Source organism: Brevibacillus sp. FW301-21C12A (assembly GCF_058788915.1).
The window spans coordinates 149,139-161,503 of sequence record NZ_JBYTBG010000001.1 but is presented as its reverse complement, the minus strand read 5'-3'; the positions used below and the strand labels follow the sequence as shown (position 1 = coordinate 161,503).

Annotated in this window: 11 protein-coding genes and 1 pseudogene; 11 read left to right on the top strand and 1 reads right to left on the bottom strand. The window is 51.9% G+C overall.

The features are described from left to right. Positions 1 to 125: 125 nt before the first annotated feature. The 8 genes and pseudogenes from recA (at position 126) to AC3WQH_RS00820 (ending at position 8,563) form a co-directional block, all read left to right on the top strand. Positions 126 to 1,184: a recombinase RecA gene (gene recA, locus AC3WQH_RS00855; RefSeq protein ID WP_025846053.1), complete on the top strand. Its 1,059-nt coding sequence runs from the start codon at positions 126 to 128 to the stop codon at positions 1,182 to 1,184. A 75-nt stretch (positions 1,185 to 1,259) separates the two neighbouring features. Further along, positions 1,260 to 1,907 carry a RecX family transcriptional regulator gene (locus AC3WQH_RS00850; protein WP_005834091.1) on the top strand — a complete coding sequence of 216 codons (648 nt, stop codon included), beginning with the start codon at positions 1,260 to 1,262 and terminating at the stop codon, positions 1,905 to 1,907. Between the two features lie 280 nt (positions 1,908 to 2,187). Further along, complete coding sequence (gene rny / locus AC3WQH_RS00845; protein ID WP_005834089.1) at positions 2,188 to 3,729, top strand: ribonuclease Y; 1,542 nt, start codon at positions 2,188 to 2,190, stop codon at positions 3,727 to 3,729. Between the two features lie 74 nt (positions 3,730 to 3,803). Continuing rightward, positions 3,804 to 4,598 (top strand): TIGR00282 family metallophosphoesterase, encoded by a 795-nt coding sequence (locus AC3WQH_RS00840; protein WP_005834087.1) that lies wholly within the window; start codon positions 3,804 to 3,806, stop codon positions 4,596 to 4,598. Positions 4,599 to 4,716: 118 nt separating this feature from the next. Further along, complete coding sequence (gene spoVS / locus AC3WQH_RS00835) at positions 4,717 to 4,977, top strand: stage V sporulation protein SpoVS (protein ID WP_003385776.1); 261 nt, start codon at positions 4,717 to 4,719, stop codon at positions 4,975 to 4,977. 107 nt (positions 4,978 to 5,084) lie between these two features. Continuing rightward, positions 5,085 to 5,753 (top strand): annotated as a pseudogene (locus tag AC3WQH_RS00830) (dipeptidase). 193 nt (positions 5,754 to 5,946) lie between these two features. Next, complete coding sequence (locus AC3WQH_RS00825) at positions 5,947 to 7,725, top strand: 2-oxoacid:acceptor oxidoreductase subunit alpha (RefSeq protein WP_005835612.1); 1,779 nt, start codon at positions 5,947 to 5,949, stop codon at positions 7,723 to 7,725. After that, entirely contained in the window at positions 7,697 to 8,563 is an 867-nt protein-coding gene (locus tag AC3WQH_RS00820; RefSeq protein ID WP_005835614.1) for a 2-oxoacid:ferredoxin oxidoreductase subunit beta, read from the top strand. The genes AC3WQH_RS00825 and AC3WQH_RS00820 overlap by 29 nt, the downstream gene beginning before the upstream one ends. Before the next feature lie 46 nt (positions 8,564 to 8,609). Here the strand turns inward: AC3WQH_RS00820 and AC3WQH_RS00815 are convergent, their stop codons facing one another. Beyond that, positions 8,610 to 9,647 (bottom strand): YkvI family membrane protein, encoded by a 1,038-nt coding sequence (locus AC3WQH_RS00815; protein WP_005835616.1) that lies wholly within the window; start codon positions 9,645 to 9,647, stop codon positions 8,610 to 8,612. A gap of 53 nt (positions 9,648 to 9,700) precedes the next feature. Here AC3WQH_RS00815 and AC3WQH_RS00810 point away from each other — a divergent pair, with 53 nt between their 5' ends. The 3 genes from AC3WQH_RS00810 to AC3WQH_RS00800 all read left to right on the top strand — a co-directional run bounded on the left by AC3WQH_RS00810 (position 9,701) and on the right by AC3WQH_RS00800 (position 12,310). After that, positions 9,701 to 10,450 carry an MBL fold metallo-hydrolase gene (locus tag AC3WQH_RS00810; protein WP_005835618.1) on the top strand — a complete coding sequence of 250 codons (750 nt, stop codon included), beginning with the start codon at positions 9,701 to 9,703 and terminating at the stop codon, positions 10,448 to 10,450. Positions 10,451 to 10,483: 33 nt separating this feature from the next. Then, entirely contained in the window at positions 10,484 to 11,044 is a 561-nt protein-coding gene (gene mnmM / locus AC3WQH_RS00805; protein WP_005835620.1) for a tRNA 5-(aminomethyl)-2-thiouridylate-methyltransferase MnmM, read from the top strand. 165 nt (positions 11,045 to 11,209) lie between these two features. Further along, positions 11,210 to 12,310 (top strand): YheC/YheD family endospore coat-associated protein, encoded by a 1,101-nt coding sequence (locus tag AC3WQH_RS00800; RefSeq protein WP_310670458.1) that lies wholly within the window; start codon positions 11,210 to 11,212, stop codon positions 12,308 to 12,310. Positions 12,311 to 12,365: the final 55 nt, after the last annotated feature.

Sequence of the window (12,365 nt, the reverse complement as noted above, 5' to 3'; positions counted from 1 at the left end):
CCAGGAAATGGCTGTTTTTTGTGATGCGAATATTTGTTCGCAAAAAACACTTGGCAAACGGTTCTGTCTCGATGTATGATGAAGACAAGCAAAAGAGATGCGAATAGTGAAAGGGTGTGTACCATTTGTCAGATCGTCGCGCAGCTTTGGAGAGTGCATTGCGTCAAATAGAAAAGCAATTTGGAAAAGGTTCCATCATGAAGTTGGGAGAAGTGTCCAACGTTCAGATTTCTACCGTTTCCAGTGGAGCGTTAGCTTTGGATATCGCATTGGGTGTGGGTGGATTCCCGCGCGGCCGGATCGTCGAGATTTACGGTCCAGAGTCTTCCGGTAAAACAACCGTAGCACTGCATGCCATCGCAGAAGTGCAAAGACAAGGCGGACAAGCAGCTTTCATCGATGCCGAGCACGCGCTGGACCCTGTCTATGCAGCGAAGCTGGGCGTGAACATTGACGAGCTGCTGCTCTCCCAGCCGGATACCGGGGAGCAAGCATTGGAAATTGCCGAGGCGCTCGTACGCTCCGGTGCAGTCGATATCATTGTCGTGGACTCGGTAGCAGCGCTCGTTCCGAAGGCAGAGATTGAAGGCGAAATGGGAGACTCCCACGTAGGTCTGCAAGCCCGCCTCATGTCGCAAGCCCTGCGCAAGCTGTCCGGTGCGATCAACAAGTCCAAGACGATTGCGATCTTCATCAACCAGTTGCGTGAAAAAGTAGGCGTGATGTTCGGGAACCCGGAAACAACTCCTGGTGGACGCGCCCTGAAGTTCTACGCGAGCGTGCGCCTCGATGTCCGCAAAGCCGAAGCGATCAAAGTCGGCAACGACATCATGGGTAGCAAGACCAAGATCAAAGTCGTGAAAAACAAAGTAGCGCCACCGTTCAAGGTCGCTGAAGTGGACATCATGTACGGGGAAGGGATCTCCAAAGAGGGCAGCATCCTCGATATCGGTTCCGAAATCGACGTCGTGCAAAAAAGCGGTGCGTGGTACTCCTTCAACGAGGAGCGCCTCGGCCAAGGACGGGAAAACTCGAAAGTCTTCCTCAAGGAAAACCCGCATATTGCAGCGCAGATCGAGGCAAAAGTTCGCGAGTACTTCAGCCTCAACCCTGGTTCCGTTCCAGAGGCAGAGCCGGTGATCGATCCGGAGCAAGAGGAAGAGCCAGCATTTGACCTCGATTAATGAGCGAAAAGTCAACAGCCTGTCGATGAGACAGGCTGTTTTGTGTGAAAAACGACTGGAGAGGAGCGAGAGCGCATGAAGAGCGGCCAAATTACTGCCGTTCACCGCGATAACAAGCAGAGGCAGCGCTACCATATAGATTTGGACGGGGAGTATGCGTTTACGGTACATGAAGACATACTGGTAAAGTACAACCTGTTTAAAGGCACGGAGGTAGACGAGGCATTTTACAGCGAGGTGCTGGTCGCAGAAGAAAAGCACAAGGCGTATTTGGGTGCGTTGAAGTATTTAGGGATGCGTCCGCGCACGCGCAGTCAACTGCATGCGTACTTGCTGGAAAAGGGCTTCGAGATCCGCGTCGCCGACGAGATTTGCCAGCGCTGCGAGGAGCAAGGGTACATAGACGACGAAGCGTTTGCCAAGCAATGGGTGGAGGAGAGGCTGCGCCTGAAGCCGCGAAGCTCCTATATGCTGCGGATGGAGCTGGCACAGCGCGGAGTGGACAAGTCGATTGCAGAAGATGCCGTGCAGGGCGTTTCCAGAGAGGCTGAACTGGAAGCGGCGCGCGCTTTGGTAGAGAAGAAAGCGCGGCGCATCGAAGGAGCGCCGAATCCTGACGAGGAGAGAAAGCTGTTAGCCATGCTGATGCGCAAAGGATTCTCGCATTCCATCATCCAACAGATTCGGGGAGAATTGCGCCAGAGAAGGGTTGGAGAGGATTGACTCTATTTGCATGTTCTTGACAATTCTTGTTCACAAATAATAAAATAGGTTTGTATTTACTTGGTGTATCATAACTTTTTGCGCTTTGCTCACTCGTTGCCTGTGAAACAACTGAACAACCGTGCGACAGCAGTACGGATTCAGCGGACCGAGTAAAATCGGTCCTGTTTTTTAGCGAATGTTCAAATGCGAGAGCAAAACGAAAGCGGCACTCCATGAAAAACGAATGCTTGGAAAGCGGGGAGATGTCTTACAATAAGGAGGTGAAACGAAAAAGCCTATGGATCCTATACTAACAGTTGTCATCGTGCTCGTCGCCCTGCTCATCGGCTTGGGTGCTGGCTACTTCATTCGTAAATCGATTGCGGAAGCAAAAATCTCCAGTGCGGAGGAAGCTGCGCGCCAGATCGTCGAGGAAGCGAAACGGGACGCCGAAGCCGTAAAAAAGGAAAAGGTGCTGGAAGCCAAGGATGAAGTGTTCAAGCTTCGTTCCGAAGCAGAAACCGAGTTGCGTGAGAGACGCAACGAGATCCAGCGTCAGGAACGGCGTATTCTTCAAAAAGAGGAGACGCTGGACCGCAAGATGGAACAGTTGGAGCGCAAGGAAGAAGAGTTGTCTGAGCGCGACCGTACCATCGCAGAACTGCAAAGCAAGGTAGAGCACTTATATAAAGAACAAGTTTCCGAGCTGGAACGCATTTCCGGACTGACGCAGGATGAAGCGAAAAATATCATTCTGACCGATGTGGAAAATACCGTTCGCCACGAAATGGCTGTGATGATTAAAGAAATAGAGACACAAGCCAAAGAAGAGGCGGACAAACGCGCTCGTGAAATTATTACCACCTCCATTCAACGCTGTGCAGCCGATCACGTCGCAGAAACCACCGTTTCTGTCGTGACGTTGCCAAACGATGAGATGAAGGGCCGGATTATCGGACGGGAAGGCCGAAACATTCGCGCGCTTGAGACGTTAACCGGTATCGATCTGATTATCGACGACACGCCAGAAGCCGTCATCCTGTCTGGCTTTGATCCGGTCCGCCGGGAAATCGCCAAAACAGCGCTTGATAAGCTCGTAGCGGATGGCCGTATCCACCCTGCCCGTATTGAGGAAATGGTGGAAAAAGCACGCCGTGAAGTAGACGAGCGCATTCGCGAATACGGAGAACAAGCAACATTTGAAACCGGAGTACACGGCCTGCATCCAGACCTGATTAAGATTTTGGGACGCCTGCGTTACCGTACCAGCTATGGTCAGAACGTGCTCAAACACTCCATGGAAGTGGCTCATCTCGCTGGCTTGATGGCTGCCGAGCTGAAAGAAGACGTGAAGCTGGCCAAACGTGCAGGTTTGCTGCATGACATCGGAAAAGCGATCGACCACGAAGTGGAAGGTTCCCACGTCGAGATCGGTGTGGAACTGGCCAAGAAATACAACGAGCATCAAGTGGTTGTCAACAGTATTGCTTCTCATCACGGTGATACCGAACCAACTTCCGTCATTGCTATGCTCGTGGGAGCTGCAGATGCTCTGTCTGCTGCACGCCCAGGCGCACGCCGTGAGACATTGGAAACTTATATCAGACGTTTGGAGAAACTCGAAGAAATCTCTGAGTCGTTCGATGGCGTCGAAAAGTCTTATGCGATTCAAGCAGGACGCGAAATTCGCGTGATGGTTCAACCTGACAAGATTGATGATGCGGAAGCTACCCGTCTGGCACGGGAGATTACGAAACGAATTGAAAATGAACTGGACTACCCTGGTCACATCAAAGTGACAGTCATTCGTGAAACAAGGGCGGTCGAGTATGCAAAGTAAAGTGGCTGACGGCCACTTTACTTTTTTTCTAATCACGCAATAGTTGTGTATACTAGCAATGAGGTGAATGGTAGATGAAGCTTTTGTTTATCGGAGACATTATGGGATCGCCCGGCAGAGACATCGTCAAGACGTACCTGCCGCTTTTGAAAAGAAAATACAAGCCTACGTTCATTGTCGCTAACGGCGAAAATGCGGCGCATGGCCGAGGCATTACCGAGAAGATCGCCAAAGAGCTGTTCGAGATCGGTGTTCAGGCGATTACGCTCGGAAACCATACGTGGGACCAGCGCGAGATTTTCGATTTTATTGACGAGGAGCCGCGGATGATCCGCCCGGCGAACTTTCCTGCGGGCGCGCCCGGAAAAGGCATTACGTACATCAAGCAGTCGGAAGGAGAGCTTGCAGTCATCAACCTGATGGGCAGGACGTTTCTCCCGCCGCTCGACTGCCCTTTCCAGATGGCAGACAAACTGGTCGAGCAGGCACGCAAGCGCACGAAGCTGATTTTTGTCGACTTCCACGCCGAAGCTACTTCGGAGAAACAGGCGATGGCCTGGTATCTCGACGGACGCGTCACGGCTGTAGTCGGTACGCACACGCACGTGCAGACCGCGGATGAACGCGTTTTGCCGCAAGGGACAGGATTTTTGTGCGATGTAGGGATGTGCGGTCCGAGCAATGGCATCCTCGGGATGGAACGCGAGGCGGTCATCCGCAAATTTTTGACCCAACTGCCTGTCCGCTTCGAAGTGGCGCCAGATCCTGCGCAGTTGAACGCCGTCCTGATTACGCTCGACAAGGCAACCGGGCAAGCGAAGAAATTGGAGCGAATCAGAATTGACGTAGACCATCCCTTTATGGAATAATGAACATAAGATTAGAATTTTTTGAATCTTTCTAGCGAGTTAGCAGGAATTTTTAGGGGTTATGCGAATATCATTCTAATGATGACAGGATTCCTATCAGACGGGAGGTTCAAAAAGGATGGAAGTATTAAAAGTTTCAGCAAAGTCTAACCCCAATTCCGTTGCTGGTGCCCTTGCCGGCGTTCTCCGTGAACGCGGTGCAGCCGAAATCCAAGCCATTGGCGCTGGGGCGCTTAATCAAGCTGTGAAGGCCGTAGCAATCGCACGAGGGTTTGTAGCGCCGAGTGGAGTTGACCTCATTTGTATTCCAGCCTTTACGGACATCGTGATTGATGGAGAAGAGCGTACTGCAATCAAACTAATCGTAGAACCCAGATAATAAAACTGCAAACGTATCGCCTGCCTGTTTGTTCGAAGAATGAACAGGTTTTTTCGTGTCCAAAAAAGCGGCTACAGACAAGTAGGAAGAAAAAGGGGAGAGCATGCATGAAAATATTCGACGCGCATTGCGATGTGTTGGGCAAGCTGTGGAAAGAACCGGAGCGTGACTTCTATAAAGAAGACGATTTTTTGCAAGCGGGTTTTCCTGCGCTCGCAAAAGGGAATGTGGATATACAGGTGCTTGCCTGTTTTGTGCCTGTTCACGTGCCGTATGGCCGCCGTTTTCATACGATACTAGAAATGATCGATATCTTTTATGAAAAGGTGGCGAGTGAACAATTCCGCCCGATTTACACAATGGCTGATTTGGACGAGCGCGTATTAAAGGGGGAGAAAGGGGCTATTCTGTTTGTAGAAGGGGCACATGCTCTGGAGGAAAGCCTCGTACAGCTTCGCACGTGGTATCGTCTCGGCGTCCGCGGCATGACGTTGACCTGAAATCATGGCAAATGCGTGGCGGATGGCAGCGGCGAACCGAATCCGGGCGGACTTACTGCTTTTGGTCGACAAGTAATAGAAGAGATGAATCGGCTGGGGATGGTCATCGACGTTTCCCATTTGGCGGACCCGGGGTTTTGGGACGTGATGGACCTGTCATCAGCAGCGGCGTATTCCCAGTTACTAGAAGCGCTGCTCAGACATTACAAAGAGGCGGAAGTATTGAAATTTGTGCAAGGAAATTGGTTGCGTGTTTTCGGAAACGTGCTACAATAATACATGAGGATATTAATGTACCAAGTTCAACATTAAAATTCAGGTCAAAAGTAAGTTGAGTAAAAGCACTTGCAATTTGACAGGGACAGGACTACAATTGTTACTGTCTATGCACAGAATTGTCACATCTTATCAATCTTTTTTCAGGTAAGATGGGCAGCTTGCTCACAGTCACTGAAAGGGTGGAATCTGAATGATTAGTCAACTTTCCTGGAAAGTTGGAGGACAGCAAGGGGAGGGCATCGAGAGTACTGGTGAGATTTTCTCGATGGCGATGAACCGGATGGGTTACCATCTGTACAGCTACCGCCACTTCTCTTCCCGTATCAAGGGTGGACACACGAACAACAAAATTCGCGTGAGTACAACGCCAATGCGTGCGATCTCCGACGATCTGGACATTCTCGTAGCGTTTGACCAGGAGACAATCGATTTTAACGCGCATGAGCTTCGCGAAGGTGGCATCATCATTGCTGATGCTAAATTCAATCCAAAGTTGCCGGACGGGTTGAAGCCAGTTCGCTTCTTCACTGTACCACTAACTGAGATCGCTGATGAACTGGGAACTTCCCTGATGAAAAACATGGTGTCGATTGGTGCGTCCAGTGCAATCCTCGGCATTCCAGTGGAAAGTTACCGAGCAATCGTTGAAGATATGTTCCTCCGCAAAGGCGAAAAAGTAGTAGAAAAGAACATGGAAGCGATTCGTCGCGGATTTGATTTTGTAAATGAACTGACTGGCGGCCAACTGCCTGAGTTCCAAATGGAAAAGGCTGACCCGCAAAAACAACTGTTCCTGATCGGTAACGATGCGATCGCTCTGGGTGCTGTAGCAGCAGGCTGCCGCTTCATGCCGGCATACCCGATCACACCGGCTTCCGAAGTTATGGAATACTTGATTAAAAAACTGCCAAAACTCGGCGGAACCGTTATCCAAACAGAAGACGAAATCGCCGCTATTACAATGGCGATCGGCGCTAACTTCGCAGGTGCTCGTTCCTTGACTGCTTCTGCAGGTCCTGGTCTGTCCCTGATGATGGAAGCAATCGGTCTGGCTGGTATTACAGAAACACCAGTTGTGATCGTAAACACCCAGCGTGGTGGCCCATCCACAGGTATGCCGACCAAAATCGAGCAATCCGACGTGAATGCGATGATCTACGGTACACACGGTGACATTCCAAAAGTCGTAATCACGCCAAGCACAGTAGAAGAGTGCTTCTACGATGCTGTTGAAGCGTTTAACATTGCGGAAGAATACCAACTGCCAGTTATTCTCATGACGGACCTGACTCTGTCTTTGGGCAAACAAACCGTTACTCCATTTGACTACAGCAAAGTAGAAATCCGCCGCGGGAAGCTGCTCGCTGGACAAGAATTGCCAGAAAAAGAGCAAAACGACCTGTTCAAACGTTATGAAGTAACCGAAGACGGCGTTTCTCCACGCGTCATTCCTGGTCAAAAATACGGTTTGCACCACGTAACAGGGGTAGAGCACGATCAAACCGGTCGTCCTTCCGAGAATGCTGCTAACCGTATCCAACAAATGGATAAACGTATGCGCAAGCTGGATGGCGTTTTGAAAACGTTCAAAAACCCTGTAACAGTCGATGCTCCTCATGCTGACGCGGATGTTCTGGTAGTGGGGATCAACTCCACCATCGGTACGATTCAAGAAGCAAAAGGCCGTCTGGAAAAAGAGGGAATCAAGGTCAACCATGCACAAATCCGTTTGCTGCATCCATTCCCGACCGAACAAATCAAAGCACTTGTGGACAAAGCGAAAAAAGTGATTGTTGTTGAGCATAACATCCAAGCACAAGTTACAAACCTCATCAAACAACACGTGGGAAGCGCTGAAAAAATCCAATCTGTGCTGAAATATGACGGTAACCCATTCCTGCCGAAGGAAATCTATGCTGAAGTGAAGGAGCTGGTAAAACATGGCGACTATGAAAGAGTTTCGAAATAACGTAAAGCCTAACTGGTGCCCAGGCTGTGGAGACTTCTCCATCCAGGCGGCGATTCAACGCGCCGCAGCGAACGTAGGTCTGGAACCTGAAAATCTGGCGGTTATTTCTGGTATCGGGTGTTCCGGGCGTATTTCCGGCTACATCAACTGCTATGGTTTCCACGGTATTCACGGACGTGCCCTGCCAATCGCACAAGGTGTGAAAATGGCAAACCGCGAGCTGACTGTTATCGCGGCTGGCGGCGACGGGGATGGATTTGCGATCGGTATGGGTCACACCGTTCACGCAATCCGTCGCAACATGAACATCACCTACATCGTGATGGATAACCAAATTTACGGTCTGACAAAAGGTCAAACCTCTCCGCGTTCCGCGACTGGTTTCGTGACCAAGTCTACGCCGCAAGGCTCCATCGAGTCCTCCATCACTCCAGTGGAACTGGCGCTGTCTGTTGGTGCAACCTTCGTTGCCCAATCGTTCTCCAGCGACCTGAAAGGCTTGACTGAGCTGATCGAAAAAGGAATCAAACACGAAGGCTTCTCCCTGATTAACGTGTTCAGCCCTTGTGTAACCTACAACAAAGTAAACACTTACGACTGGTTCAAAGAGAACATCGTGCCAGTAGACACGATTGAAGGCTACGATCCTCATGACCGCATCAAAGCGATGTCTACTTCGATGCAGTACAAAGGTTTGATTACCGGTCTGATCTATCAAAATACCGAGCAAAAACCTTACGAGGCGCTCGTAAAAGGCTTCAAAGAAGAAGGCTTGGCGAACCAAGACATCCGTCTGTCCCAAGAAGACTTCGACAAACTGGTTGCAGAATTTGCATAAGGTTTCGATGAAAAAACCTCTCCATCTGCGGAGAGGTTTTTTTGTACTACCAGGCGCGGTCACGCCACTGTCTGTAGACGAGCATCACCAGGAACAACACGACGAGCTGGCCAAACAGCGGGTACAAAAAGCGCAGCAGCGAGCTGAAGCCGATAAAGCTGACCAGGTAGCAGATGACGAGGATGCCGAGAATGATCGTGGCTCCGCGCAGTCGCGTCACCTGGCGAATTTGCTGCGCCAAGCCGAACACATTGGCTACGAGCGTCGAGAAAATTTCCGCGTACACCAGCAAGGAGAACAAAAACGGGATTCCCCTTCCCAGCCCTTGCAGCAGGGCGATCATCGGCATTTCCGCTTCCTGAATACCCGGCATTTTTACCGTCAACGAAGAAAAAGCCAGCAGCAAGAGCAGCCCGATTCCCAGCCCACCGATGATTCCCCCGACGATCAGCGGCTTTTCGCTTGTGCTGTGCCGGCCGATCGGCACAAGAACCGCTTGTGTCAGCGTCACATTTAAGGCAACATAGTAAAGAGGGGAGCTGAGCCAGGCCCACGGCCGCAACGCTTCTATCGTGACGCCTGTATCCAGCCATGGTTTCGAGTACAGAAACACGAGCATGGTAAAGGCAATGAGCAGGGGCACAAAAATGCTGTTCACTTGATGAATGGCAAACAGCCCTTTGCGCGTGACGAAAAAAATGAGAATCATGCTCAGCCAAATGCCGATTTGCGGGGACAAATGAAAAGACTCCCAGAAAATAGCGCCGGTAGCCGCTAGCATCACGGACGTCGTTCCTAGCATAACGGTTAGCAGCAGCGTATTAAAAACGGTGCCAAAAGGGTGCCCGAACAAATACGTGCTGACCTCTTGATAGGAATTGGCCTGGATCCGGTAGGAGATGAGCATTACCCGAATACCAGCCCACATGAATAAACTTGTCGCAATCACAATGCCAATCAAGCCATGTGTCCCGTATTGCACAAAGAACTCGACGATTTCTCTGCCTGATGCAAAGCCGGCTCCTACGACTGTTCCGATATACGTAAAAGCGATTTGCCATGAGGCTCTCCATGTTCCTTGCATCTCAGACCTCCTGTCCCACCTTATTCCATCCTATGAACGGGAGTGAACCGAATATGCGCGTAACCGTGCTTGGCTATCAATCTCCATATCCAGGCCCTGGAGGAGCGACACCGGGGTACTTGATCGAGACGAACGAAGTGAAGCTGCTCGTAGATTGCGGCAGCGGCGTGCTTTCCCAGCTCGGTGTCTATTTGCCTATTTACGAGCTGGATGCCCTGCTTTTGTCTCATTATCATCACGACCATGTGGCAGATGTGGGGGTGCTCCAGTATGGACTGATGGTGCATCAGTTGTTCGGGCAACGGCCTGCTGACCAGCCGCTTCCCATCTACGCGCCAGCGTTGCAAAAGCAGCAGACGAAAACGCTGACCTACCGGAATGCGACCCGCTTTTTCCCGGTCGAGGAGCAAAGCCAGCTCGCCATCGGGGATGTGCACGTCTCCTTCCTGCGCACGGATCACGGTGACGGGGACCCTTGCTACGCCATGCGCCTTGTGGCAAACGGGAAAACGATTGTCTACGGCGCCGACAGTGGGCCAGGGACAAACTGGCGAGGCTTTGCTGATCGGGCAGACTTGTTTATATGTGAAGGGACTTATTTGGACCATAATCGCCCAGCGAAGCCGAACGGGCATTTGTCCGTCCGCCAGGCGGCAGAGCTGGCGCAGGCGCACGATTGCCGGTCGCTTCTGGTCACCCATCTGTTCCACGGGTACGAAGAGAGCGAGGTACTAGGTCAGGCGGAGGCGTTTGTGGCAGGTCCGGTGTATGCGGCCCGCATCGGTTTGCAAATCGAGCTGTAGCAGCATGGATAGAAAGAGAGGAGAGAAAACGCTATGTTTCCAAATGTATTGGAAGTAGCACGAAAACTGATTCGCGAGCGCGTACAACAAGGCGAGACGGTGATCGACGCCACGATGGGCAACGGCAATGACACGCTCTTTCTCGCCCAGCTCGTTCAGGAGACGGGAAAGGTCATCGCCTTCGACATTCAGCCGCAGGCGATCGCCAAAACGAAAGATCGGCTGGAGCGGGAAGGCTTGGCAGACCGCGTAGAGCTGAAGCTGGCGAGCCACGAGGAAATTGAGAGCCTGAACGTGCAAGCCGCCGCGATCATGTTCAACCTGGGCTATTTGCCCGGAGGCGACAAAGAGATTACGACCCAGGCCAGCAGCACGATCCGCGCCATCGAGTCCGGCCTGCGCGTACTGCGGCCAGGAGGGATCATGACGGTAATGATCTACTGGGGCCATGCCGCAGGCGAAGTAGAAAAGGAGGCCGTGGAGGCTTTTTGCCACGAGCTTAGCCAGTTGGAGTTTCTCGTGTTGAAATACCAGTACATCAACCAGCAAAACCAGGCGCCGTTTCTTTTGGCGATCGAGCGCCGGGCCCAGTAGCGCATGTCCCCCTTTTCCCGGGCAAGCGCATATTCCGACAGGCTGCGTAAGCCTGGGCAAAAATTTTGTCAGCAGGCACAATAGGCTTGGCGGCTGCAAAATAGGCACGCCCTTGCCGTTTTTGGCACATACCCTATGTTGAGGAATGGAGCAAGGGGGATCTTTGTGGACAGAATCGGCATTATGTTAGATTGGGCCATTATGCAGAAAGGGATCAAAGGAGACAAGTCGTACGAGCGCCTGCCGTATTATGTGGAAATCGGCAAAGAGCTGGGGCTGGAGCCTGTCTTTTTTCATCCAAGGCATGTCCTTGCAGGCGAGGAACGGGTGCAAGGCTATTTTTGGAATGGCAGCAGGCTCGTTTCCCGACTGGTCCCGATCCCGCGGGTCATCCACAACCGCGTCCTGACCGGGGACCAAAAAGCCCGCGCTGTCATTTCCCGGCTCAGCAAAAAGAAGACAGTCTTCAACGGTTTGGTTGTGCGCGACAAGCGAAAGGTGCACCAGATGCTGTGGAAGAACGAGCACATTCGCAAATACTTGCCCCACACCGTTCCCTATTCAGGTGAACAGCTTCGCCAGTTTCTCGATAAATACCAGGTGGTCTATGTCAAGCCGTCAATCGGTTCTGTGGGCATCGGTGTGGCAAGAATCGAACGCCACGGGAGCGACTACCACTTTATCGCCTCGAAAAAGCGCAAAGTGATGTCGCGTCCGGCGCTGCTGGCCGCCGTCCCGCGATGGGTCGGCAACAAACGCTTTCTCATCCAGCGAGGCATCCCGCTGGCCCGCTACGGCGGAAAAACGTTTGACATTCGCGTGTCCGTGCAAAAAAATCGGGAGCGGGACTGGACGGTCAGCGGAATGGTCGCCAAAGTCGCCAACAGCAAAAACAAACTGAGCAACCTTTCGCGCGGCGGCAGGGCAGTGCCTTTCACAGAAGCGGTGGCAACGTTGTTCACGCCTGAGCAGCAAGCGGAGACGATCCAGCGCATCAGCGAAGCGGCTGTCGCCATTGCAAAGCAGTACGGCCGCCATTTTTCCTCGCTGGCGGATCTCGGGATGGACATGGGCATCGACGAGAAAGGCAACCCGTACTTAATCGAGGTCAATGTGCGGGACCAGCGGTATTCTTTTTTCAAGGCAGGGGAAAGGGCGATGTTCAAACAGACGTATCGCCATCCGTTGGAATACGCCTTGACCTTGCTGGAGGAGCAAAAGCTGCGCAAAAAACACGCGGCCCAATTTTTGCGGCTGCACGGATAACGACTGAAAAGCAGACGGTTGCCAGAGCGACGTCTGCTTTTTGCATTCTGAAGCA